25 protein-coding genes and 1 pseudogene are annotated in these 22,119 nt (G+C 67.1%); 5 read left to right on the forward strand and 21 right to left on the reverse strand.

All coding sequences use genetic code 11. The annotated features are described in order from the left end of the window. The first annotated feature begins 3 nt into the window (after window positions 1-3). Window positions 4-1,509, forward strand: a complete 1,506-nt coding sequence (hpaE, locus tag ACT3S2_RS03065) for a 5-carboxymethyl-2-hydroxymuconate semialdehyde dehydrogenase (RefSeq protein ID WP_444553516.1) — start codon at window positions 4-6, stop codon at window positions 1,507-1,509. Between the two features lie 47 nt (window positions 1,510-1,556). Next, window positions 1,557-2,654, forward strand: coding sequence for a 3,4-dihydroxyphenylacetate 2,3-dioxygenase (gene hpaD, locus ACT3S2_RS03070; protein WP_444561211.1), 1,098 nt, complete (start codon window positions 1,557-1,559; stop codon window positions 2,652-2,654). A gap of 210 nt (window positions 2,655-2,864) precedes the next feature. Here the strand turns inward: hpaD and pyk are convergent, their stop codons facing one another. From pyk to hisI, 9 genes are all read right to left on the reverse strand, one after another. Beyond that, the gene (gene pyk, locus ACT3S2_RS03075) at window positions 2,865-4,406 is read right to left on the reverse strand and encodes a pyruvate kinase (RefSeq protein WP_444561212.1); all 1,542 of its coding nucleotides are present in this window, start codon (window positions 4,404-4,406) and stop codon (window positions 2,865-2,867) included. Between the two features lie 60 nt (window positions 4,407-4,466). Beyond that, window positions 4,467-4,643 (reverse strand): hypothetical protein, encoded by a 177-nt coding sequence (locus ACT3S2_RS03080; RefSeq protein ID WP_444561213.1) that lies wholly within the window; start codon window positions 4,641-4,643, stop codon window positions 4,467-4,469. Between the two features lie 318 nt (window positions 4,644-4,961). After that, on the reverse strand, window positions 4,962-5,759 hold the full coding sequence (trpA, locus tag ACT3S2_RS03085; RefSeq protein WP_444561214.1) for a tryptophan synthase subunit alpha: 798 nt from the start codon (window positions 5,757-5,759) through the stop codon (window positions 4,962-4,964). Next, a complete protein-coding gene (gene trpB / locus ACT3S2_RS03090; RefSeq protein WP_444561215.1) occupies window positions 5,756-7,057 on the reverse strand; it encodes a tryptophan synthase subunit beta in 1,302 nt (433 codons plus the stop codon). The genes trpA and trpB overlap by 4 nt, the downstream gene beginning before the upstream one ends. Window positions 7,058-7,104: 47 nt before the next feature. Next, window positions 7,105-7,935 (reverse strand): indole-3-glycerol phosphate synthase TrpC, encoded by an 831-nt coding sequence (gene trpC, locus ACT3S2_RS03095; protein ID WP_444561216.1) that lies wholly within the window; start codon window positions 7,933-7,935, stop codon window positions 7,105-7,107. A gap of 2 nt (window positions 7,936-7,937) precedes the next feature. Next, window positions 7,938-8,207, reverse strand: a complete 270-nt coding sequence (locus ACT3S2_RS03100) for an HGxxPAAW family protein (protein WP_444553974.1) — start codon at window positions 8,205-8,207, stop codon at window positions 7,938-7,940. Between the two features lie 122 nt (window positions 8,208-8,329). Then, complete coding sequence (locus ACT3S2_RS03105) at window positions 8,330-9,052, reverse strand: Trp biosynthesis-associated membrane protein (protein ID WP_444561217.1); 723 nt, start codon at window positions 9,050-9,052, stop codon at window positions 8,330-8,332. Beyond that, complete coding sequence (locus tag ACT3S2_RS03110; protein WP_444561218.1) at window positions 9,049-10,605, reverse strand: anthranilate synthase component I; 1,557 nt, start codon at window positions 10,603-10,605, stop codon at window positions 9,049-9,051. Before ACT3S2_RS03110 ends, ACT3S2_RS03105 begins: the two co-directional genes overlap by 4 nt. A gap of 33 nt (window positions 10,606-10,638) precedes the next feature. Beyond that, a complete protein-coding gene (gene hisI, locus ACT3S2_RS03115) occupies window positions 10,639-11,037 on the reverse strand; it encodes a phosphoribosyl-AMP cyclohydrolase (protein WP_444561219.1) in 399 nt (132 codons plus the stop codon). A gap of 91 nt (window positions 11,038-11,128) precedes the next feature. On the opposite strand from hisI, the gene ACT3S2_RS03120 reads away from it, so the two are divergent. Further along, window positions 11,129-11,764, forward strand: a complete 636-nt coding sequence (locus ACT3S2_RS03120; protein WP_444553978.1) for a TIGR03085 family metal-binding protein — start codon at window positions 11,129-11,131, stop codon at window positions 11,762-11,764. A gap of 3 nt (window positions 11,765-11,767) precedes the next feature. On the opposite strand, the gene ACT3S2_RS03125 is transcribed toward ACT3S2_RS03120, so the two are convergent. The 3 genes and pseudogenes from ACT3S2_RS03125 to ACT3S2_RS03135 form a co-directional block, all read right to left on the reverse strand. After that, on the reverse strand, window positions 11,768-12,127 hold the full coding sequence (locus tag ACT3S2_RS03125; RefSeq protein WP_444553979.1) for a DUF488 domain-containing protein: 360 nt from the start codon (window positions 12,125-12,127) through the stop codon (window positions 11,768-11,770). A 65-nt stretch (window positions 12,128-12,192) separates the two neighbouring features. After that, window positions 12,193-13,173: pseudogene (locus tag ACT3S2_RS03130) on the reverse strand (squalene cyclase). A gap of 59 nt (window positions 13,174-13,232) precedes the next feature. Beyond that, window positions 13,233-14,015 carry a DUF2785 domain-containing protein gene (locus tag ACT3S2_RS03135; protein WP_444561220.1) on the reverse strand — a complete coding sequence of 261 codons (783 nt, stop codon included), beginning with the start codon at window positions 14,013-14,015 and terminating at the stop codon, window positions 13,233-13,235. A 121-nt stretch (window positions 14,016-14,136) separates the two neighbouring features. Here ACT3S2_RS03135 and ACT3S2_RS03140 point away from each other — a divergent pair, with 121 nt between their 5' ends. Together ACT3S2_RS03140 and ACT3S2_RS03145 are read left to right on the forward strand one after the other, a co-directional pair. Then, a complete protein-coding gene (locus tag ACT3S2_RS03140) occupies window positions 14,137-14,493 on the forward strand; it encodes an ArsR/SmtB family transcription factor (protein ID WP_444561221.1) in 357 nt (118 codons plus the stop codon). Further along, window positions 14,490-15,041: an SRPBCC domain-containing protein gene (locus ACT3S2_RS03145; protein WP_444561222.1), complete on the forward strand. Its 552-nt coding sequence runs from the start codon at window positions 14,490-14,492 to the stop codon at window positions 15,039-15,041. Before ACT3S2_RS03140 ends, ACT3S2_RS03145 begins: the two co-directional genes overlap by 4 nt. A 37-nt stretch (window positions 15,042-15,078) precedes the next feature. Here the strand turns inward: ACT3S2_RS03145 and ACT3S2_RS03150 are convergent, their stop codons facing one another. The 9 genes from ACT3S2_RS03150 to pnuC all read right to left on the reverse strand — a co-directional run bounded on the left by ACT3S2_RS03150 (window position 15,079) and on the right by pnuC (window position 22,103). Next, window positions 15,079-15,798 carry a GNAT family N-acetyltransferase gene (locus tag ACT3S2_RS03150; protein ID WP_444553983.1) on the reverse strand — a complete coding sequence of 240 codons (720 nt, stop codon included), beginning with the start codon at window positions 15,796-15,798 and terminating at the stop codon, window positions 15,079-15,081. 22 nt (window positions 15,799-15,820) lie between these two features. After that, complete coding sequence (gene hisF / locus ACT3S2_RS03155; RefSeq protein WP_444553984.1) at window positions 15,821-16,591, reverse strand: imidazole glycerol phosphate synthase subunit HisF; 771 nt, start codon at window positions 16,589-16,591, stop codon at window positions 15,821-15,823. A gap of 11 nt (window positions 16,592-16,602) precedes the next feature. After that, window positions 16,603-17,451, reverse strand: a complete 849-nt coding sequence (hisG, locus tag ACT3S2_RS03160; RefSeq protein ID WP_444553985.1) for an ATP phosphoribosyltransferase — start codon at window positions 17,449-17,451, stop codon at window positions 16,603-16,605. An 80-nt stretch (window positions 17,452-17,531) separates the two neighbouring features. Further along, a complete protein-coding gene (locus ACT3S2_RS03165) occupies window positions 17,532-17,795 on the reverse strand; it encodes a phosphoribosyl-ATP diphosphatase (protein ID WP_444561223.1) in 264 nt (87 codons plus the stop codon). 88 nt (window positions 17,796-17,883) lie between these two features. Beyond that, window positions 17,884-18,366, reverse strand: coding sequence for a 6,7-dimethyl-8-ribityllumazine synthase (ribH, locus tag ACT3S2_RS03170; protein WP_444561224.1), 483 nt, complete (start codon window positions 18,364-18,366; stop codon window positions 17,884-17,886). Then, window positions 18,366-19,682 carry a 3,4-dihydroxy-2-butanone-4-phosphate synthase gene (gene ribB, locus ACT3S2_RS03175; RefSeq protein ID WP_444561225.1) on the reverse strand — a complete coding sequence of 439 codons (1,317 nt, stop codon included), beginning with the start codon at window positions 19,680-19,682 and terminating at the stop codon, window positions 18,366-18,368. The genes ribH and ribB overlap by 1 nt, the downstream gene beginning before the upstream one ends. Continuing rightward, complete coding sequence (locus ACT3S2_RS03180; RefSeq protein ID WP_444553989.1) at window positions 19,679-20,305, reverse strand: riboflavin synthase; 627 nt, start codon at window positions 20,303-20,305, stop codon at window positions 19,679-19,681. The genes ribB and ACT3S2_RS03180 overlap by 4 nt, the downstream gene beginning before the upstream one ends. Next, complete coding sequence (gene ribD, locus ACT3S2_RS03185; RefSeq protein ID WP_444561226.1) at window positions 20,305-21,402, reverse strand: bifunctional diaminohydroxyphosphoribosylaminopyrimidine deaminase/5-amino-6-(5-phosphoribosylamino)uracil reductase RibD; 1,098 nt, start codon at window positions 21,400-21,402, stop codon at window positions 20,305-20,307. The genes ACT3S2_RS03180 and ribD overlap by 1 nt, the downstream gene beginning before the upstream one ends. Further along, window positions 21,399-22,103, reverse strand: coding sequence for a nicotinamide riboside transporter PnuC (gene pnuC, locus ACT3S2_RS03190; protein ID WP_444554051.1), 705 nt, complete (start codon window positions 22,101-22,103; stop codon window positions 21,399-21,401). The genes ribD and pnuC overlap by 4 nt, the downstream gene beginning before the upstream one ends. Between the last annotated feature and the right edge of the window lie 16 nt (window positions 22,104-22,119).

Genomic DNA, 22,119 nt, shown 5'->3' on the forward strand with positions numbered 1-22,119 from the left:
AGCATGAGCAAGCATTTCGTCCCCGAGAACCTGCCGAAGCACCTGCAGCACTACATCGGCGGCCGCTTCGTCGATTCCGCCGGCGGAGAGACCTTCGAAGTCCTCGACCCCGTCACCAACACCACCTATGCCACCGCCGCTTCCGGCCAGCAGGCCGACATCGATGCCGCCGTCGACGCCGCCCGCGAGGCCTTCAACCACGGCCCCTGGCCGACCATGAAGCCCCGGGCCCGCGCCAAGGTCCTGTACGCGATCGCCGACGCCGTTGTCGCCCAGGAGGACCGTCTGGCCGAGATGGAGACCTTCGATACCGGTCTGCCGATCACCCAGGCCCGCGGCCAGGCCCAACGTGCCGCCGAGAACTTCAGGTTCTTCGCGGACCTGATCGTCGCCCAGCACGACAACGCGCTGAAGGTCCCCGGATCGCAGCTGAACTACGTGAACCGCAAGCCGATCGGCGTCGCCGGGCTCATCACCCCGTGGAACACCCCGTTCATGCTCGAATCCTGGAAGCTGGCCCCCGCAATCGCCTCGGGCTGCACCGTGGTGCTGAAGCCGGCGGAGTTCACTCCCCTCTCGGCCTCGCTCTGGGCGAAGATCTTCGAGGAGGCCGGTCTGCCCGAAGGCGTCTTCAACCTGGTCAACGGCTTCGGCGAATCGGCCGGCGACGCCCTGGTGAAGCACCCCCAGGTCCCGCTGATCTCCTTCACCGGCGAATCCACCACCGGCCAGACGATCTTCCGCAACTGCGCCGAATCGCTCAAGGGCATGTCGATGGAACTCGGTGGCAAGTCCCCCGCCATCGTCTTCGACGACGCCGATTTCGACGCGGCCATCGACTCGACCGTCTTCGGGGTCTTCTCGCTCAACGGCGAGCGCTGCACCGCCGGCTCGCGGATCCTGGTCCAGCGCGGCATCTACGACAAGTTCGTCGAGGCCTACGCCGCCCGGGCGAAGAACATCGTGGTGGGCGACCCCCACGACCCCGCCACCGAGGTCGGGGCCCTGGTGCACCCCGAGCACTACGACAAGGTCATGTCCTACGTCGAGATCGGCAAAACCGAAGGCCGGCTCGTCGCCGGCGGCGGCCGCCCCGAGCAGCTGCCCGCAGGCCAGGAGAACGGCTCCTACGTCGCCCCGACGGTCTTCGTGGACGTGGCCCCCGACGCCCGGATCTTCCAGGAGGAGATCTTCGGACCCGTGGTGGCGATCACCCCCTTCGACACCGAGGAGGAGGCCCTGGAACTGGCGAACAACACCAAATACGGGCTCGCCGCCTATGTGTGGACCAACGACCTCAAGCGCAGCCACAACTTCGCCCAGGCGGTCGAGGCCGGCATGGTGTGGCTGAACAGCCACAACGTCCGTGACCTGCGTTCGCCCTTCGGCGGGGTGAAGTCCTCGGGCCTGGGCCATGAGGGCGGCTACCGTTCGATCGATTTCTACACGGACCAGCAGGCCGTGCACATCACGCTCGGCGAGGTCCACACGCCCAAGTTCGGCGCCTGAAAGACAGCAATGACGCTGCCGGGCATCCCACACCCTAAGGAATCATCATGAGCACCAAAACCGTCACCTCTTCGCTTCCGGCCCCCGATATCGTGCGCTGTGCGTACATGGAGATCGTGGTCACCGATCTGGCCAGGTCCCGCCAGTTCTATGTGGACCTGCTGGGGCTGCACGTCACCTACGAGGACGAGCACGCCATCTACCTGCGCTCCTTCGAGGAGTTCATCCACCACAACCTGGTGCTGACCCTGGGCCCGGTGGCCGCGGTGGCCGCCTTCGCCTACCGGGTGAGGTCCCCGGAGGAGGTCGACGCTGCGGAAGCCTACTTCAAGGAACTGGGCTGCCGTACCGAACGCCGCAAGGACGGGTTCGTCCGGGGGATCGGTGACTCGGTCCGGGTGGAGGACCCGTTGGGTTTCCCCTACGAGTTCTTCTACGCCGTCGAGCACGTCGAACGCCTGCACCAGCGCTACGATCTCTACTCCGCCGGCGAGCTGGTCCGTCTGGACCACTTCAACCAGGTCACCCCCGATGTCCCGCGGGGCCGCGAATACCTCGAAGGTCTGGGTTTCCGCGTCTCGGAGGACATCCAGGACTCCGACGGGGTCACCTACGCGGCCTGGATGCACCGCAAGCAGACCGTGCATGACACGGCCCTGACCGGTGGTGACGGGCCGCGGATGCACCACGTCGCCTTCGCCACCCACGAGAAGCACAACATCATCCAGATCTGCGACAAGATGGGCGCCCTGCGCATCTCCGACCGGATCGAGCGCGGCCCCGGCCGCCATGGGGTGTCCAATGCCTTCTACCTGTACATCCTGGATCCGGATGACCACCGGATCGAGATCTACACGCAGGACTACTACACCGGCGATCCGGACAACCCCACGATCACCTGGGATGTGCATGACAACCAGCGTCGTGACTGGTGGGGCAACGCGGTGGTCCCCTCCTGGTACACCGAAGCCTCCCTGGTCCTGGATCTGGACGGGAACCCGCAGCCGGTCACCGTCCGCGAGGACAAGTCCGAGATGGCGGTGACCGTCGGGGCCGACGGCTTCTCCTACACCCGTTCTCCCGGGGACGGAAAGACCGACGAGCCCGGCGAGGAAACCGGGTTCAAGATGGGCCACCAGCTCTAGGAGCGACCGGTCCCGCGGCGGGGGGGGGGGGGGGGGGGGGCGCGCGCCCCCCCCGGCGCGCCCCCCCCCCCCCCCCCCGCCCCCCCCCCCCCCCCCCCCCTCCCCCCGAACCCGCCCCAGGGCCCCGCCCCCCCCCCCCCCCCGCGGGGGGCCCCCCCCCCGGGGGGGCCCCACCACCGTCGGACTTCAGTTGTCTGTGGCCCTTTGGGCCTAGTCGCCGTCGGGCCTCGGCGGGTTGGCCGGCTGGCCTTCGGCCGCCTGGGCCTTGGTCCGCCAGGGGCCGACCTTCTCCCGGAAAGGTGCCTGGTTCTTGCTGCCTTCCAGCAGCTGGCCGGCGTCGGCGATGTCCCCGACCCGGTGGATCCGCAGCGAATTCGTGGAACCGGCCTGCCCGGGAGGTGAACCGGCGGCGATCACGACCATGTCGTTGACCTCGGCCAGCCCCTCGGCCTGCAGCGATTGGTCGACCTGGGCCGTCATCTTATCGGTGTGGTCGGCGTAGTCGACGAGGCGGGGCTGCACGCCCCAGACCAACGTCAGGATGTTGTAGGTGTGCTTCAACGGAGTGAAGCCGAGCACCGGCTCCGAGGGGCGCAGCCGCGACAGGCGACGTGCCGAATCACCGGACTGGGTGAAGGCGACGATGAACTTGGCGTCCAGCTGGTCGGCGATCTCCACGGCGGCGCGGGTGATGGCTCCGCCGCGGGTGCGCGGCAGCGTGCCGAGCGCGGGGATGCGCTCCAATCCGTGGTCCTCGGTCGCGGAGATGATCCGTGCCATCGTCTCGATGGTCTCGATCGGGTACTGGCCCACCGAGGTCTCCCCCGAGAGCATGACCGCGTCGGCACCGTCGAGAACGGCGTTGGCGCAGTCCGACGCCTCGGCGCGGGTCGGCGTGGGTGACTCGATCATCGATTCGAGCACCTGGGTCGCGACGATGACCGGCTTGGCCCAGCGCCGCGCCAGTTCCACGGCACGTTTCTGGACCAGAGGAACCTGTTCCAGCGGCAGTTCCACCCCGAGGTCGCCACGGGCCACCATGATCGAGTCGAAGGCGTCGATGATCTCCTCGAGGTGATCAACGGCCTGCGGCTTTTCGATCTTGGCGATCACCGGAAGTCGGCGGCCTTCCTCGTCCATGATCTCGTGGACCCGTTCGATGTCCGAGGCGTTGCGGACAAAGGACAGGGCGATCATGTCCACCCCGGCGCGCAGGGCCCAGCGCAGGTCGTCTTCGTCCTTCTCGCTCAGTGCCGGGACGTTGACCGCGACGCCGGGGAGGTTGATGCCCTTGTTGTTGGACACCTCTCCACCGACGATGACCTCTGTGACGACCTTGCGGTCATCGACTTCGACCGCACGCAGGCCGACCTTGCCGTCGTTGATGAGCAGGCGATCTCCCACCTCAACGTCCTGGGGCAGGCCCTTGAACGTCGTGGAGCAGATGTCCTTGGTGCCCTCGATGTCGTCGATGGTGACGGTGAACCGGTCACCGACCTCCAACAGGTGCGGGCCGTCGGAAAACCGTCCGAGCCGGATCTTCGGGCCCTGGAGATCGGCGAACACGCCGACCGGGCGCCCGAGCTTCTCCGACGCCTGACGGACGTTGGCCAGGTTCTCGGCGTGGGTTGAATACTCGCCGTGGCTCATGTTCAGCCGGGCCACGTCCACACCGGCCTGGAGCGCCTGGAGCGTCTTCTCGAAGGTTCCAATGGCCGGCCCAAAAGTGGCCACAATCTTTGCGCGTCTCATACCGAAAGCCTATCCGCCTTATCTCGTCCGAAAACGGGGACGCGGACGAATCCGCGACCCTCACATCATGTCGATGGGGCGAACGCGCGGCGCCACGGGGGCGGGCAGCCGGCTCACACCCATCAGGTACTCGTCCATCGCGGCGGTGCAGAAGCAACCCGCTGCAATGGCCCACACGACCAGCGCCTGCCCACGTCCGGAATCCCCGGTCGCAAACACGCCTGGCGTGTTGGTCATGAAGTAACCGTCTCGGGCGACACTGCCCCGGTCATCAAAATCGATCCCGGCCCGTTCATCCAGGCCGGCGGGTTCCGGCCCGGTGTTTCCCGGATCCGAAAGCGTGAAGACGGCGGGACAACGCATCATTCAGGCCGGTGGCCTATTCGCATTCCCCATGGATTCCTCTTCGAAAGCCATGACGCCGGTCACACGACCGTCCTCACTGTGGAACTCTACAGCAGATCCCGGCCCGAAGTATCTACGGCAGCCCACATGTGACGTAGCAGCCAAGCCCCGGACCGGGACGACGACGGCATGGTCCCGTCCTCCCGTGGTTCAGGAGGCCGCCACCGGGTTGCGTCCGCTCAGTTCGGCGGCCAATGCGGCCACGGCGTCGACTCCTCCGTCGCGCAGGGCCGCGACCAGGGCCGTCCCCACGATCACACCGTCGGCGTAGGCGCCGATTTCACGCACATGCTCGGCCTTGGAAACCCCGAGCCCGACGCAGGCCCGGGGTGCCCCGGCCTCCCGGGCGGCCTCCACGACGGCCTGCGCGGCGGAGGACACCGAGGTGCGGGCCCCGGTGACCCCCATAATCGATACGCAGTAGACGAAGCCGCGGCTGGCTTCGACCGTGGCGCGCATCCGCTCGGGGGTGGAGCTCGGGGCCACGAGGAACACCCGGTCGAGGTCGTATTTATCGGAGGCCTCGAACCATTCGGAGGCTTCATCGGGGACCAAGTCCGGGGTGATCAGCCCGGCGCCTCCGGCCTCTGCCAAGCGACGCGAGAACTCGTCGACGCCGAGACGCAATACCGGGTTCCAGTACGTCATCACCATCACTGCGGCATCGCAGCGCTCGGTGATGCCGCGGATGATGTCGAACACCTGCGCCACACGGAAACCCTGGGCCAGCGATTGCACGGTGGCGGCCTGGATGACGGCCCCGTCCATGACCGGATCCGAGTACGGGATGCCGATCTCGATGATGTCGGCACCGTTGTGTGCAACGGCCACCGCGGCATCGATAGTGGTCTGGATGTCGGGGAACCCGGCGGGCAGATAGGCGATCAGCGCCGGCCTGCCCTGGCTGCGGGCCCGCTCGATGGCTGCTTCGGAGGTCATGCGGGTCATTCGGCTGCCCCTTCGTCCGGGTCGATGAGCTGGAACCATTCGGCAGCGGTTCCCACGTCCTTGTCACCGCGTCCCGAAAGGTTCACGATGATCGTCTTCTCCTGCGGATCCGCCGCCGTTTCGGCAAGCTTCCGGCCGACGCGCAAGGCCCCGGCCAGGGCATGTGCCGATTCGATCGCGGGGATGATGCCTTCGGTCCGCGAGAGCAGGCTGAAGGCATCCATGGCCTCGGTATCGGTGACCGGTTCGTAGGTGACCCGGCCGATGTCATGCAGGTAGGAGTGTTCCGGGCCGACGCCGGGGTAGTCCAGTCCCGCCGAGATCGAGTGCGATTCGATGGTCTGGCCGTCCTCGTCCTGCATGAGGTAGCTGCGGGCTCCGTGCAACACGCCCGGACGCCCCAAGGTGATGGTGGCCGCATGGCGGTCGGTGTCGACGCCATCGCCTCCCGCTTCAAAGCCATAGATCGCCACGGAGGGGTCGTCGAGGAATCCGTGGAAGATCCCGATGGCATTGGAGCCGCCCCCGATGCAGGCGCAGACGGCATCGGGCAGCCGGCCGGTCTGGGCGATGATCTGTTCGCGGGCCTCCTCGCCGATGACCTCGTGGAAGTAGCGGACCATGGCCGGGAACGGGTGGGCCCCGGCAGCTGTTCCCAACAGGTAGTGGGTGTTGTCGACGTTGGCGACCCAATCCCTCAGGGCCTCGTTGATCGCGTCCTTCAGCGTCTGGGAACCGGCGGTCACCGGTACCACCTCGGCGCCCAGCAGACGCATCCGTGCCACGTTCAGGGATTGCCGACGGGTGTCCTCGGCCCCCATGTACACCACGCATTCCATGCCCATGAGGGCGGCGGCGGTGGCACTGGCGACCCCGTGCTGACCGGCCCCGGTTTCGGCGATGATGCGGGTCTTGCCCATCCGCTTGGCCAGGAGCGCCTGGCCGATGACGTTGTTGATCTTATGGCTACCGGTGTGGTTCAGGTCCTCACGTTTGAGGAAGACCCGCACACCCCCGGCGTGTTCGGAGAAGCGCTTGGCCTCGGTCAGCAACGAGGGACGTCCGGAGTAGTTGCGGTTCAACTCGGTGACTTCGTCGATGAACTCCGGGTCGGCCTTCGCCTTCTCGAACGTATCGTTCAGTTCGTCCAGGGCCGCGATCAGCGACTCGGGCATCCAACGGCCGCCGAAATCACCGAAGTACGGGCCCGGGGCGTGGCGCAGGCTCCTGCCCTCGGCCAGGAAGGCATCGGCGGGGTGCTCCGCGGAAGCCGCGGGATCTTCTGGGGTCTGGCTCATGCGTGGCCTTCCTTCGTTCAGGCGTGGTGAGGGCTGTCCGGGGTGGGTCAGCGTCCACGCGGGGGCTTGGCCGCGCTGCCGACCTCGATGAACGAGCGCAGGGCGGTGAGTGGGTCGTTGTCCTTGACCAGTGCCTCGCCGACCAGCACCGCATCCGCCCCGTGGGAGCCGTAGAGCGCGACGTCCTCGCGGCCACGGATCCCCGATTCGGCGACGATGACCACCGAGTCCGGGATGTCCCCGGAGAGCCGGGCGAACGTTTCCCGGTCCACGTCGAGGGTCTTGAGGTTGCGGACGTTGACACCGATGATGCGGGCGCCGACGCGCACGGCCCGCTCGACTTCCTCGGCGGTATGCGTCTCCACCAGGGCGTTCATGCCCAGGTCGTGGGTCAGGTCGAGGAAGCTGCCCAGTTCCTCGTCGTCCAGGGCGGCAACGATCAGCAGGACCAGATCGGCGCCGTGGGCGCGGGCCTCGTGGATCTGGTAGGCATCGACGGTGAAGTCCTTGCGCAGAAGGGGGGTGTCCACGGCGGCCCGGACGGCATCGAAATCGGCCAGGGACCCGCCGAAACGGCGTTGTTCGGTGAGCACCGAAATCACCGATGCTCCCCCATCGCGGTACTGACGGGCCAGAACGGCCGGTTCGGGGATATCGGCCAGCGCCCCCTTGGAGGGGCTGCGCCGTTTGACCTCGGAGATCACATGGAGCACCTGGTCGCGTCGGGAGGGATCGAGGTGGCCCCCCAGGGCGGCGAGGGCGTCGCGGGCTGGCGGTGCCGCCTGGGCACGGGCCCTGATGGCGGCGTCGCCGACCCGCAACCTTCGATCGTGCAGGTCCTCGCGAACTCCGGAAATGATGTCCTCGAGAACACTCACGACTAGTGTCCGTCGTTGTTGGACCGGTGTCCGCCGACGCCGAACCCGATGATGCGCATGACCAGGCCGGCGATCAGGCCCAAGATGATGATGGCGACGCCGATGTAGACACCGACCTCGGCGTAGAGTGCGAAGGAGATGCTGCCGATCAGGAAGCCGATGAAGATGATTCCGACGCCCGTCCAGGCGGCGATGCTGTTTCCGTGTCCCACGGGCTCGGTGAGAACCGGGTCCGGGCCGTGTTCTGTCTGGACGGTCGTGTTGCTTGCCATGATCTGATCTACTCCTCAGTGCCTCAAGTATCCCCGGTCTCATTCGGGGCCAAACTGTGTTCCATTCTGCCATTCTTTTGGCTGCGATGAGGCCATGTTGCCCCACGCGTACCCGGGTGTGGCTAACCCGTGGGGTCCTCGCCCCGGGTCAGGCTGTCCCAACCGTCGATTTCGTCCATCGACTCCTCGTCCTCGGGCTGTTCCTCGGACGAGGTCGGAGCCCCGCTCCCGGGGCGCTGCGCCGTGGCCGGGGCCGCGTCCCCGGCGACCGTGTCCGCAACCGGGGTGGCAACGGCCTGCGTGGCCGGTGCGGGAGTGTATTTCCGGCTCGTCTTCCACCGGTGCCCGGCCACGGCCAACCACACGGCGGTGGCCATGATCCAGACTCCGATGACCACCGTCAGCCACGGCCAGAACGTCAATTGGTAGTCACCGTTGACCCTCAGCGTCCCTGCGGCCGCGCCCACCGTCGAAACGGAGGCGGCGACCGGGTCGGAGAGGGCGCTGATCGCCGAAGCGGCGATCCCCAACCCCGAGAGGAGGATCAATACGGCGATGATCCATCGGGCCATCCGTCCGGCGATCGCCGCGGCGACCGAACCTGCCAGCACGACCACGGCCAGAGCCGCCACTGCCGTTGCGGCATCATCACCGGAGACATCGAAGGGCTGTACGTTGATGGCGCCGCTGGATGGAATGACCCGGACCCAGGTCCGGGTGCTCATCGCCAGGGCGGCAATGGCCCCGATGACGCCGGCGGAGACGACCATGCGTTTGGACATCCAGCGTCCGATCACCTTTCGTTCAGGCTCCTGGTCGCTGGTTGGGGTGTTGGTCTGGCTCATGCGTCCTCCTCGGGGACAGCCGGCTGCAGGGTCCGGGCGGCCCAGACGGCCCGAAGCGGTGCCGCCGCCTTGTTGATGCTTTCCAACGACTCGGCATCCGGGTCGGAATCGGCGACGATCCCGCCACCGGCCTGGACGTAGGCCCTTCCGTCCTTCAACAGGGCCGAGCGGATCGCGATGGCCAGGTCCATGTCCCCGGCGAAATCCAGGTAGCCCACGACGCCGCCATAGACGCCTCGGCGGTGGGGTTCGAACTCGTCGAGCAGTCGAAGGGCCCGGGGTTTCGGAGCCCCGGACAGCGTGCCTGCGGGGAAGGTGGCCGCCAACACGTCATAGGCGGTGGCCTGTGGTTCCAGGCGTCCGACGACGTTGGAAACCAGGTGCATGATGTGGCTGAAACGCTCGACCTCCATGAACTGGGTGACCTCGACGCTCCCGGGCTCGCAGACCTTCGAGAGGTCATTGCGGCTCAGATCCACCAACATGAGGTGCTCGGCACGCTCCTTCTCATCGGAGAGCAGGTCCTTCTCATGGAGGGCGTCGTCTTCGTAGGTCTCCCCGCGGGGCCGTGAGCCGGCGATGGGGTGGGTGACGACGTGACGTTCGTTGACGGTGACCAGCGCCTCCGGCGAGGATCCGACCACCGCGTAGGTATCGCCGTCGGCATCCTCGAGGTTGTAGAGGTACATGTACGGGCTCGGGTTGGTGGTGCGCAGGATCCGGTATACATCCAGCGGGTCAGCGGCGCAGTCGAGTTCGAACCGTCGGGAGACCACCACCTGGAAGACCTCCCCATCGACGATTGCTTCCTTCCCGCGCAGGATGGCCTGGCGGTAGCCGTCTTCATCCCAGCTTTCGGTGACTGCCGCCATGAGCTCGGCGGTGGGGATCCGGTTCCCGGAGAAGACGGTCGCCGATCCCGGCGCGGTGTCGGTCAAGTTCCCGAGCATGACGTGCAGCCGGGACACGGCGTCGGCGTAGGCTTCATCGACCCCCGTGTCGGCCCCGTCCTGGTTGATCGCATTGGCGATGAGGGTGAGCGTGGAGTCGCGGTTGTCCAGAACTGCCATATCCGCCACGAGGTTCATCGCCAGCTCCGGCAGGCCCAGGTCATCGGGTGGGGGGTCGGGCAGCTTCTCCCAATGGCGCACGCTGTCCCACCCGATGAAACCGACCATTCCCGAGGTGAACGGGGGCAGTCCGTCGAGGGGTTCGGTGCGCAACCGGGCCACCGTATCCCGCAGGACCTCCACCGGGGTCCCCTCGGTCGGGACCCCGGCCGGAGGGGTCCCGATCCAGTGGGCCTGGCCCCCACGGGTGGTCAACGTCGCCGAGGAACCGCATCCGATGAAGGAATAGCGGCTCCAGACACCCCCCGCTGCGGCGCTTTCCAGCAGGAAGGTGCCCGGCCGGCCGCCCGCGAGTCGTTCGTAGACGGCGATGGGCGTGACGGTATCGGCCAGGACGCGCAGGTTCACCGGGATGACGCTGCGACCCCGCGCCAGTTCACGGAATTCCTCGAGAGTGGGGGAAACAACCCCGAATTCATGCATGCTGTACTGGATTTCCTTGCGTCGTTGGAAGCTTCATACGTTGGCCGCGGACGGTCCTTCGACGGCGGGAAGGGCCCGGCCGTCGAAACAAGTCCGCGTTCCGGTATGGCAGGCGGCCCCGATCTGATGGACCTGGATCAGCAGCGCATCCCCGTCGCAATCGCGGGCTACCGAGCGCACCAGTTGCTGGTGCCCCGAGGTGTCGCCCTTGCGCCAGTAGCTCTGGCGTGATCGGGACCAGAAGGTGACCCGCCCGCTCGTCAGGGTCCGGCGCAGGGCCTCGTCGTCCATCCATCCGAGCATCAGCACCTCGGCGGTGTCGTGTTGTTGGATGATGGCGGCCACCAGGCCGTCGGCGTCTCGTTTGAGGCCCGCAGCGATCTCGGGATCGAGTGCGGGATCCGGACTCCGGGGGGCTGGGTTCTGCGGCATCGCCTCCAGTCTACTGGCCGTGGACTCGCGCCACGCAGTCGGTGACTCGGGTACCGGGCCGTAGGCCCCGGAACGTGCTAGCTTCGGGGTAATGCGATACGTACACCCGTCCCGTGAAGTCCTCGCCGAAGTCCTGCTGGCAGCCGGCCCGGACGAGGCGACGTTGTGCGCCGGTTGGAAGACACGACACCTGGCGGCACATCTGGTTCTGCGCGAACACAGCCTTTGGGCTGCGGGCATCGCCATCGGGGCGTTTCGTGCCCCCATGGAACGCCGATTGCAGCAGGCGGCCCGTCGGGCCGAGGATCCCGGACATTATGCGGAGTTGGTGGACCGGTTCCGCCGAGGCCCCTCCGCGCTGTCTCCGTTGGCCCTTCCGTCCGTGGGCCATGCCGCGAACCTCATCGAATTCTTCGTCCATGCCGAGGACGTCCGCCGGGCCATGGATCGGTGGGCCCCGCGTGTGCTGGACACCGATTACGCGGATGTCCTGTGGGAGTCCCTGATCCGTCAGGCGGCGGTCTTCTACCGGGGCACCGACGTGGGCATCATCCTGCGCCGGCCGGAGGGACAACGCCACGTCGTCCGCAAGGCGTCCACCTCCGTGGCCATCACCGGGGACCCCGGAGAGCTGCTGATGCATGCCATCGGACGACGCGAACACGCGTTGGTGACCTTCGAAGGGTCCCCCGACGCGCTGGCCCTCTTCTCCAGCTCCGAACAGTAGCTTCTAGGATTCTTCCAGGATCCTGGCCAGGACGGCCGCCTGGCTATGGTCGATGTCCTTGGTGGCGGACAACAGCGTGAGCCGTTTGCCGCGCACGCTGTCCTTCAGCTTTTCGAGTGCGGCCCGGCCTTCGTCGGAATCGAGTTCGGAACGGTATTTCCTGGCGAACTCCTCGAACTTCTCCGGATCGTGCCCATACCATTTGCGTAGTTCCGTCGACGGGGCCACGTCCTTGTTCCAATCGTCGAGCGCGGCATCCGCCTTCTTCACCCCCCGCGGCCAGATCCGGTCCACCAGGACCCTGGTGCCGTCGTTGTGGCCGGGCTCCTCCTGGACTCTTCGGACCCACACATTCAGTGGCATTGCCCCTCCTCGGATGGCTTTTCTCGGAGCATACCCCGGCTGGGCCCCGAGGTGAACGCCCCTAATCAGTCCCGCTCCCCGGCGTCTGGTTCCCACCAATCGAGTACCCGCAGGCCGGACCAGGTCAACCATTTCGACGGTTCACCGGGCGGCACATCGACGTCGAACCACGTGGCGCCGAGCAGCCGCGCCGCCTGGCGCCACGTCGCGTCTGCCGTCCGGGCGGCACGGACCACCTCGATTGCGTCGGCCAGCCGGGGATCCGGCGCGGTGCCTTCCAGCAGTGCCACCTCCCGGAAATGTTCCAGTGCGGCAAGGGCGCTGTACCGGTGGCGGCTCGGATGGAGGAACTCGGAGACGAAATCCCCGATGGGTTCCCCGGTCGTGGCCCGGTAGAGAAGTCGTCGTTCCAGCAGGTACTCCTCGCCCCCGTGGCGGGCGGCCCGCAGCGAGGTGTCGCCCGTCAGCTGCTCGTGGGCGAGCAGGCCGCGCACGGCGTTGAGCGTCGAGTGCACGGACGATCGAATCGAGTTCCCTTCTTCTGCTTCACAATTCCAGCCACCATCGGCCAGCCGGTAGGCAGGAAACCACTCGATGAGTCATGAGACATCAGCCCCGAGCCACGCGCCGTTTGCCAGTGTGAACGAATTGATGCAGACATCGACCTCGCCGCCCCAATAGGGCAGGTCGTCATATTCCCAGGTGCTGTTCCTGTCGAGTTTTTCGGCGGTTCCTGCCAACACGCCGGCCTCCAGCCCCCAGTCGCGCAGGTCCTTCAGCGCCCAGGTGGTCGCCGTCCAGGGCTGTCCCGGTTCCCTGGCCTCGGCACTGCCCAAGAACCCTGCAGGAAAGTAGGCTCCCCCGGCCCATTGGCCATCCGGGTCCTGCTTCGAGAGCAGGCGGGCACCGTAACCCGCGGTGGCGATCCGTGATCGCGTTTCCTTCCACACCGCCGGATGCGCGCCGGCAACATCCCTCTGGACCTGCCAACGCAAGGCAGGATCCGAGTCCAGAAGCCAGTCGAGCATCTCCGGTCCGGTTGCCATTCCTGCAGGTTACCGCCGGGGCCGCCGCGGGGAAAGGGGGATCCGCGGCCATCCTGCGGTCACTGCTGCCCCGATGCCCCGGCCGGGTTCCACATCCATGGGGAGGCCAGATGGAGGACATCGCGGATCCGCTGCCCTACCGCGGTGGAATGCCGGACACGAACCCCCCGGCCCTGGTACGACATTTCTTCGTCCGTCAGCAGCTGGACCACGCGGAGCGTCCGGATCGAGTTGGAGACGAAGGCGGGCACGGGCCCGGAGTCGGCCCGCAGGAATGCTTCTTCGAGGGGATCCAGCCAGGAGAGGGCATCGTCCGGGGTGAGACGCGGATTCGCCAGGGTGATGGCCAAGGCATACCCCAGCCGGTCGTCCTCCTGGTCGCGCCAGATCCCCGGGCCCTGGTGCAGCATCCTCAGGGCCGCCAGGTCAAGGGCGGGCCGCGGTGATTCCCGGGCCATCCATCCGAAGGCACCGAGCACGTCCGCCCCGTGGGCCACGGCATGGAGCCACCCGCGGACGTCGTCATATCCGGTGGTTTCTTCTTCGGTGGCGTACCAGGTCGCGAAATCGTCGAACCACCCGGGTTCAGCAGCGTCGTGGAGGATGAGTGGGATCAGCACCAAGGCGGCGAAGCTCCGCACTTCCACGCGAGGGTCGGCCAGTCGTTGCACCGCGGTCGAGCCGACCCGCCTGCGTTGTGCCGGAGAAACAGCCGGCGAATCCAGTATTTCGTAGAGCCGGCCCAGCGACTCCCCGTCCCTGATGAGGGGGTCGGGCGAGCTGATGTCGTCGAGGAGCCCGGCGATCTCCGCCTCGTAAATATTTCCGTTCGGCTGGGACATTCCCTGAAACTAACACGCAGCCGTCCCATGGCACAGCCTGGATGCTGGTGGCCAGGAGGACCCGTTTCGATTCCAGGAATTAACCCTTGTGTTATATAACCAAATGCACAATGTTCGATGAGTGGATGTCTTTCAGGTGTTGGCCGACCCGGTCCGTCGTCGCATCGTCGAGCTGCTCGGCGGTGGTGAACGGCCCGCGGGAGAAATCGCCCAGGCGCTGCACGTCGAGTTCGGGATCAGCCAACCGGCGACATTGCGCCACCTCCGCCTATTGCGTGAATCCGGGGTGGCGGTGTGCACCAACCACGGCGCCCAGCGCCGATATCACTTGGATCGGGCCACCTTGGATGACGTCGCCACCTGGCTTCACGACGTGCGCAGCTTCTGGCACCAACGCCTGGACGCCCTGGACACGGAACTATTCCGGGGAAGACCCGCAAACGCAGCGGACGAGCTCAACGAGGAGGACATCTCATGACCACGGATTCCGAAGGTGCCATCGATGCGGAGAACCGCAGCGTACGATTCGTCCGCCATTATGCCTTGGGCCGGGAAGACCTCTGGCAGGCCTTCACCGACCCCCCCCAACGGCTGGCCCGGTGGCTGGGCGCCGTGACCGGTGATATGCGGGAGCACGGCCGATACGGTCTTGACTTCGGGGACGACGAGACCACGACCGGCCGGATCACCACCTGCCGCGAACCCGACCAGCTCACGGCCACCTGGGAATCCCCCGGTGAGGGGACCACGCAGGTGGACGTCCACCGCTCCGATACCGGCACCGGCACCCGGGTGGTCTTGACCCACGCTTCACTACGCCCGGAAGACCTGCCTGGGCATGCGGCGGGCTGGCACACGCATCTGGACCACCTCGATACGGACCTGAACGGCCATCGGGCGTCCGGATGGTCCGAAAGGTACAACGAGTTGTTGCCCCGGAACACCAGTCATGGGCCGGGTGTCCCGGCCACTGGCCAAGGATCGTGGGCGAAGGATGCCCCCTCGCTCCCGCCACCGACGACATGACCGCCGCCGGCAGGGGGCGCCGTGGTGCTGAAGAAGCCTAGAGGGCGCGGGTGCGGTAATGATAGGTGGATGCGGTGCTGAAGCCCAAGGCGTTGTAGAGCACGATGGCCCCCACATTGGACTCCCGGACCTGCAGCCAGACACCGTCCAGTTCACGGCGGTAGGCCTCATGCAGGACGGCTTCCATCACCAGCCGCGAATACCCCCGGCGCCTGGCTTCGGGGCGCGTGGTGACACAGTAGATGCCGCCGTGGTTCTCCACGATGGCCAACCGGGCGATCGATTCGATGCGTCCGTCCACCCGCAACGAGATGTAGGTCGCCGGCACCCCTGTGAGGATGCGGCGGGATACCGCCCGGTCGTCCTCGGCGGCGGGGCCGTCCTGGTACCAGAACAGCTCCAGCCAGTCCTGCGGGGGTTCGTCGGTGAATTCCAGGCGTACGTCGGGGACGATCTCGGCGAAACGGTCCAGTTCCGAGCCGTCCATGACCTGGACCAGGGTCGGCGTGCCCACGGTATAGCCGCGGGCCGCCAGATAGGCATCCAGATCGGCGGGCTGGGCCGACGGGGAGATCTGGAAGGTCGAGTTCAGCCAGCGCGCGGCACTGCGCGTCTCGACCTCCTCGAGAGCGGCATCGAGGTCATTGGGTGCGGCAACCGGGAGCACGGAATTGGCGCGCTGGCTGATGCCGGCGGAAAAACGCAGGGTCCACCCTCCGACGGCGCTCTTTTCAAGAGCCGGCCAGGCGGCATCCATCAGCCGGTCTAGCTCTTCTGGTTCAGCGAACAGGATAACCTGCCTCCTTGATGGCTTGTTTGACCTGGGCGATCATATCGACCGGGCCGAAATGGAAGATCGACGCCGCCAGCACCGCATCGGCTCCGGCGGCCACTGCCGGCGGGAAATCCGCGGGTGCCCCGGCACCGCCGGAGGCGATGAGCGGCACGTTGACCGCCGCGCGGACGGCGGAGATCATTTCGAGGTCGAATCCGTTCTTGGTCCCGTCGGCGTCGATCGAGTTCAACAGGATCTCACCCACCCCGCCGTCGGCCGCCTCACGGGCCCAGTCCACGGCGTCGATCCCGGTACCGGTCCGCCCCCCATGGGTGGTGACTTCGAAACCAGAGGGCAGCGAGGGGTCGCTGCTGCGCTTGGCGTCGACCGAGAGGACCAGGACCTGGGAGCCGAATCGCTCGGTGATCTCCCGGATCACCTCCGGACGCTTCACGGCCGCCGTGTTGATCGACGCCTTGTCGGCCCCGGCGCGCAGCAGGCGGTCGACATCCTCGACCGAGCGGACCCCGCCGCCGACGGTCAACGGGATGAAGACCTCTTCGGCGGTGGTGCGTACGACGTCGAACGTGGTTTCCCGGTCCCCGGAGGTGGCGGTCACATCCAGGAACGTCAGTTCATCGGCTCCTGCTGCGTTGTAACGCTGGGCCAGTTCCACGGGATCCCCGGCATCGCGCAGGCCCTCGAAGTTCACGCCCTTGACGACACGTCCTGCATCGACATCGAGGCAGGGGATGACACGGATGGCTACAGTCACGGGTGGATCCCCTAAATACGGATGGCGTGGATGTTGGTCACGAGGATGGCGCGGGCGCCCAGCTCATAGAGTTCGTCCATGATGTTGTTGGCCTGGGCCTGTTTCACCATCGAACGCACCGCCACCCAGTCGCCGTCGTGCAGCGGGGAGACCGTGGGTGATTCCAGGCCCGGAGTCAAGGCGCACGCCCGGGAGACGAGGTCCTTGCGGATGTCGTAGTCGAGCATCGCGTAGCGGCGGGCCACCAGGACGCCCTGCAGTCGGCGGGTGAGGATCTCCAACCCGTGGGGGTGTTCGCCGGTCCGTCCGATGAGCACGGCCTCGGACTCCAGGATGGCTTCGCCGAAGGTCTCCATGCCGGCCGCGCGCAGGGTGCTGCCCGTTTCCACGACGTCGGCGATGGCGTCGGCGACACCGAGTCGTACCGAGGATTCCACGGCGCCGTCCAGACGGACCACGGCCGCGTCGATCCCCCGTTCCTCGAGGTAGCTCTTCAGCAACACGTCGTAGCTGGTCGCCACGCGCTTGCCTTCGAGCTGTTCGACGGATGAGAAGTCCCCGACGGGTCCTGCGAAGCGGAAGGTCGAGGCGCCGAGTCCCAGCGGAAGGAGTTCCTCGGCATCTCCGTTGACCCCGGCATCGACGAACAGATCACGGCCGGTGATGCCCACGTCGAGGATGCCGCGTCCGACGTAGACGGCGATGTCCCGGGGACGGAGATAGAAGAATTCGATGTCATTGTCCGGATCGACCATGACCAGTTCGCGGTTGTCGCGGCGCTGGCGGTACCCGGATTCGTTGAGCATGGCGGTGGCGGCCTCCGAGAGGGCGCCTTTATTCGGTACGGCTACTCGCAACATGGCGGTGCTCTTTTCTGTGCTGGTTTTCGGTGGTCTGGGCTCCCTGGGCCGCCGACCCCGCCGAGTGCGGGGTCGGGCGGCTAGAGATGCTTGTAGACGTCTTCCAGCGACAGTCCCTTGGCCAGCATCATGACCTGCAGGTGGTACAGCAGCTGCGAGATCTCCTCGGCTGCTTCCTCGTCGGTCTCGTATTCGGCGGCCATCCAGACTTCGGCTGCTTCTTCCACGATCTTCTTGCCGATGCCGTGGACACCCGAATCCAGCTCCGTGATGGTGCGGGAATCCGAGGGTCGGGTTTGTGCCTTTTCGGCCAGTTCGGCAAAGAGGGTGTCAAAGGTTTTCACCCTTCAAGCCTAGCCGTTGGCGAAGCGCCGCCCCGACTCCGACGTTTCAATGTGACGAAACCGACGGTGCGGGGCGGCGCCGGGAACACTATTCCGCGGACAGTGCCAGGGCAGTCAACAGCGCCGCCGACATGGCTTCATGTCCCTTGTCCTCCACCGAACCGGCCAGCCCGGCACGGTCCAGGGCCTGCTGCTCCGTATCGCAAGTCAGCACGCCGAAGCCCACCGGGACGCCGGTCCTGATCGAGACCTCGGTCAATCCCGCCGTCGCCCCCTGGCAGACGAATTCGAAATGCGGTGTCCCCCCGCGGATGACCACGCCCAGGGCCACGACGACGTCGTAGTCCCCGGCGAGCCGGGCTGCGGCGACGGGCAGCTCGAAGGTGCCCGGGACCCGGACGAGGCGGGGCTCTGGAAGGCCTGCCTCGTTCGCGGCCCGCAACGCGCCGTCGACGAGTCCGTCCATGACCTGCTGGTGCCAGCTGGCGGCAACGACCACCGCACGCAGTCCGGCTTTTCCTGCTGCCTTCAGTTCATCGGCTCCGGTATCCGGTGCTCCGTGTCCGCTCATCAGTGGTGCTCCTTCGTGGTGGGTGTGCTGGGTTGCGAGGGATCCGTCGAGGCGAAGGCCTCGGCCAGGATGCGGTGGGACATGCGTTCGCGTTTGGTCTGCAGGTACCGGGTGTTCTCCGGGCGGGCGACGATGGTGCTGGGGATCAATTCCACGACGTCGACCCCCGATTCCCGCAGCCATTGGGCCTTCAACGGATTGTTCGTGATCAGTCTGATCCGGTCCAGGTCCAGGCTGTGCAGGATCGCCGCAGCCGCGTCGTACCGACGGGCGTCGATGGGAAGTCCCAGCTGTTCATTGGCCTGGACCGTGTCGGCGCCACCGTCCTGCAGCGAATAGGCGCGGATCTTATTGGCCAACCCGATCCCCCGGCCCTCGTGGCCGCGCAGGTAGATGATGGTTCCCCCGTCCACCGCAATGGCTGCCAGGGCGGCGTTGAGCTGCTCCCCGCAATCACACCGATAGGACCCGAAGACGTCTCCGGTCAGGCATTCCGAGTGCAACCGCACCAGCGGGATCTCGGTGCTGGCATGCTGCGGGGTGGGCGCCGTCAGGGTCAGGTGTTCCAACCCGGTCTGGCGTTCGGTCCAGGCCTGGGCGGCGAAGGTCCCGTGCTCCGTGGGCACGGCGACCACCGGTCCCCCGAGCACCGCGGAGGGGGTGGACGGTTCAGGGGCGGCATCCTGCTGGCTTTCGAGCCGGGCCGCGAGGTCCTCGATGCTGATCAGCGGGATCGAGAATTCATCGGCGAAGACCCGCAAGGCCGGTAGACGCATCATGGACCCGTCGTCGTGGATCAGTTCAGCGATCACTCCCACCGGCTGCACGCCCGCCAGACGGCACAGGTCCACGCTGGCTTCGGTATGTCCACGCCTCACCAGCACACCGCCGTCGACGGCCCGCAGGGGGAACATGTGTCCCGGACGGTTGATCACCGTCCCGTCGCTGGCCGGATCCGCGAGCAGGCGCGCGGTCAGGGCCCGGTCCGCCCCGCTGATGCCGGTGGTGATTCCCGCCGCCGCATCGCAGGAGACCGTGTAGGCGGTGCCCTTGGCGTCCTGGTTGTCCTCGACCATCGGGGGCAACCCCAACTGGTCGGCCCGGTCCCCTGGCAGCGGGACACAGAGCACGCCGGAGGAATACCTGATGGTCCAGCCCAGCAGTTCGGGGGTGGCGAATTCGGCGGCGAAGATGATGTCGCCTTCGTTTTCGCGGTCCTCGTCATCGACCACGACGACGGGGCGTCCGGCAGCCATCGCCGCCACGGCGGCGTCCACCGGGTCCAGCAGGGACTCGCCCTGCTCCCGGGGGCTCATCGCCGGGCTCCTTCGGAGAATGCGGCAAGCCGCTCGGCATATTTGGCCATCACGTCGACCTCCAGATTCACGGTGTCCCCGGGCTGGCGCTGCCCCAGGACGGTTTCCCTCAGCGTGGTCGGGATGACCCCGACCTCGAAATATTGTTCGGCCTCCGCGGCCTCGGAGACGGTGGTGACCGTCAACGAGACCCCGTCCACGGCGATCGAGCCCTTGCGGGCCACATAGCGGGCCAGTTCGCGGTCCAACCCGAATCGCAGGCGCACCCAATTGCCTTCGTCCTCGCGTTCCAGGACGGTTCCGGTGCCGTCGACATGGCCTTGGACGACGTGACCGTCCAGGCGCCCGCCAGCGGGCACGCAGCGTTCGAGGTTGACCTGCTCCCCCACCGCCAGCGTGCCGGTGGTGGTCAGTCGAAGGGATTCGCCCATGACATCCAGGTCCACGGCATCGCCGGTGATGGCCGTGGCCGTCAGGCACACGCCGTTGACGGCCAGGGATCCGCCGAGGCCCAGATCCGAGGCATGCCCCGGGGCGTTGATGCGCAGGATCGCTGCGTCCTGTCCCGGAACCGCGGAAATCTCTTCGACATTCCCTAATCCGGTGATGATGCCCGTGAACATTAGCGGGTCCCTTCGTGCTCGGAGGCCCGGTCTGCGGGCCCTGGTTGTGGTTCAAGATGCAGGACGACGTCGGAGCCCAGCAGTTGGTGGGCCGGCCCACCGGCGTCGTCGAATCGGAAGTGTCCGGCCTCCGCCAGCGTGCCGACCCCCAGATCACCCACGGCATGGCGTCCTGCTCCCAGGAAGATCGGGGCCTGGTACAGCCAGATCTCATCCACGAGATCGGCGGCCAGGAACGCCGTGGCGATCGAGGCACCGCCCTCGATCATGGCGTGGTCGATGCCCCGTGCGGATAGGGCCGCCAGCACCGCCGCCGGATCGTGGGTGCGGAGCTGGACGTGGTGGTCATCGGCGGCCACCGCTGCCCCGCCGGGCAGTTCGCGGTGGCCCATGACGACACGTAGCGGTTGGCGTGGTGCTGCGGTCCCTGCGGGGGTCCGGGCGGTGAGTCGGGGATCGTCGGCGAAGATCGTTCCCGTTCCGGCGATGATGGCTTCGCTACGGGCCCGGATCAGATGGGAGTGCTCGCGGGAACCGGCACCGGTGATCCACTGGCTGGTTCCGTCGGCGGCGGCGATCCGGCCATCCAGGCTCTGCGCCAGATGCAGGCTCGTGAAGGGCCGGTCGGCGGCCCGGGCGCCAATCCACCGGTGGTTCAGCAAGCGGGCCTCGGCTCCCAATAGCCCCGACACGACGTCGACCCCGGCGCGCGAAAGGATTTCCGCCCCGCCACCGGCCCGTGCGGTGCCATCCGTGGCCGCATGGACGACCCGGCCGATTCCGGTGGCGGCAATGGCCTCGGCGCAGGATCCGGTCCGGCCCCGGTGGGAGCACGGTTCCAGCGTGGCCAGCATCGTCAACCGGGAGGCTTGTTCGGAGGTGACCGGACCCAGCTCGTCCAGGGCCGCGGCTTCGGCGTGGGCGGTGCCCGCCCCGCGGTGCCAGCCGCTGGCGACGGGGCGCCCGGTTTCATCCAGGATGACCGCACCGACCAGTGGGTTGGCCCCGCGGATGCCGCGGCAGGCCAGTTCCAGGGCCAGTTCCATCCCCTCCTGTTCGGCCCGGCTGGTCGGGGGGCCCACCGTCTGCCCGCTCATGCTGAGGTCCGCGTGATCGGATCGGGCATGGCGGTCTGGACCAGGGCCTGTTCCCGGTTCCGGGCCCTCCACCAGACGAAGAACCCCGCGAGGGTGAAGCCGCCGTAGAAGAGGTACATGAAGGCGCTGGCATAGTAGCCGGCGCTGAAGAGCAGCGGCACCCCGACGACGTCGACGACGACCCAGAGCAGCCAGAACTCGACCCATCCCTTGGCCATCCCCCAGGTCGCCAGGAGCGAACCGACGAAGGTCCAGGCATCGGCCCAGACGGGTTCGTAGGAGCCGAGGATGCGGAAGAGCGGGGTCAGCGCGACCGTTCCCACGATCATGATCCCGCCGAGCGCCCAGCGCTCGCGGCCGGTGGCCCACCGGGGGGTGACCGCGGTGCCCGTTCCATCACCGCTGGCTTGTTTCCAGCGGCGGTAGCCGTAGACCGAGACGGCGATGAACATGATCTGCCGACCCGCCTGGCCCAGGAGGTTGGCCGCGTGGCCGGTGTCGAAGATGCTGCCGACGAAGACGGTCAACAGCAGCAGGTTGCCGACGATGCCGACCGGCCAGGCCCAGACCTTGCGGCGCATGCCGCCGACGGCGCTGGCCAGACCGAAGATGTTGCCGACGACTTCCCGCACCAGAAGCGAGCTGTTGCCGACCGGAATATTGGCGTTGAAGATATCAATGAGCCACCGCAGGGATTCCATCATTCCTCCTCATGAG

This window comes from Arthrobacter sp. AOP36-A1-22 (genome assembly GCF_052377615.1).
Lineage (GTDB): Bacteria > Actinomycetota > Actinomycetes > Actinomycetales > Micrococcaceae > Arthrobacter_H.

Bases quoted from the DNA above. Each gene is read 5' to 3' on its own strand.
- hpaE (WP_444553516.1), top strand. From the start codon at position 4: ATGAGCAAGCATTTCGTCCCCGAGAACCTGCCGAAGCACCTGCAGCAC.
- hpaD (WP_444561211.1), top strand. From the start codon at position 1,557: ATGAGCACCAAAACCGTCACCTCTTCGCTTCCGGCCCCCGATATCGTG.
- pyk (WP_444561212.1), bottom strand. From the start codon at position 4,406: ATGAGACGCGCAAAGATTGTGGCCACTTTTGGGCCGGCCATTGGAACC.
- ACT3S2_RS03080 (WP_444561213.1), bottom strand. From the start codon at position 4,643: ATGACCAACACGCCAGGCGTGTTTGCGACCGGGGATTCCGGACGTGGG.
- trpA (WP_444561214.1), bottom strand. From the start codon at position 5,759: ATGACCCGCATGACCTCCGAAGCAGCCATCGAGCGGGCCCGCAGCCAG.
- trpB (WP_444561215.1), bottom strand. From the start codon at position 7,057: ATGAGCCAGACCCCAGAAGATCCCGCGGCTTCCGCGGAGCACCCCGCC.
- ACT3S2_RS03100 (WP_444553974.1), bottom strand. From the start codon at position 8,207: ATGGCAAGCAACACGACCGTCCAGACAGAACACGGCCCGGACCCGGTT.
- ACT3S2_RS03105 (WP_444561217.1), bottom strand. From the start codon at position 9,052: ATGAGCCAGACCAACACCCCAACCAGCGACCAGGAGCCTGAACGAAAG.
- ACT3S2_RS03110 (WP_444561218.1), bottom strand. From the start codon at position 10,605: ATGCATGAATTCGGGGTTGTTTCCCCCACTCTCGAGGAATTCCGTGAA.
- hisI (WP_444561219.1), bottom strand. From the start codon at position 11,037: ATGCCGCAGAACCCAGCCCCCCGGAGTCCGGATCCCGCACTCGATCCC.
- ACT3S2_RS03120 (WP_444553978.1), top strand. From the start codon at position 11,129: ATGCGATACGTACACCCGTCCCGTGAAGTCCTCGCCGAAGTCCTGCTG.
- ACT3S2_RS03125 (WP_444553979.1), bottom strand. From the start codon at position 12,127: ATGCCACTGAATGTGTGGGTCCGAAGAGTCCAGGAGGAGCCCGGCCAC.
- ACT3S2_RS03135 (WP_444561220.1), bottom strand. From the start codon at position 14,015: ATGTCCCAGCCGAACGGAAATATTTACGAGGCGGAGATCGCCGGGCTC.
- ACT3S2_RS03145 (WP_444561222.1), top strand. From the start codon at position 14,490: ATGACCACGGATTCCGAAGGTGCCATCGATGCGGAGAACCGCAGCGTA.
- ACT3S2_RS03150 (WP_444553983.1), bottom strand. From the start codon at position 15,798: ATGGATGCCGCCTGGCCGGCTCTTGAAAAGAGCGCCGTCGGAGGGTGG.
- hisG (WP_444553985.1), bottom strand. From the start codon at position 17,451: ATGTTGCGAGTAGCCGTACCGAATAAAGGCGCCCTCTCGGAGGCCGCC.
- ribH (WP_444561224.1), bottom strand. From the start codon at position 18,366: ATGAGCGGACACGGAGCACCGGATACCGGAGCCGATGAACTGAAGGCA.
- ribB (WP_444561225.1), bottom strand. From the start codon at position 19,682: ATGAGCCCCCGGGAGCAGGGCGAGTCCCTGCTGGACCCGGTGGACGCC.
- ACT3S2_RS03180 (WP_444553989.1), bottom strand. From the start codon at position 20,305: ATGTTCACGGGCATCATCACCGGATTAGGGAATGTCGAAGAGATTTCC.
- ribD (WP_444561226.1), bottom strand. From the start codon at position 21,402: ATGAGCGGGCAGACGGTGGGCCCCCCGACCAGCCGGGCCGAACAGGAG.
- pnuC (WP_444554051.1), bottom strand. From the start codon at position 22,103: ATGGAATCCCTGCGGTGGCTCATTGATATCTTCAACGCCAATATTCCG.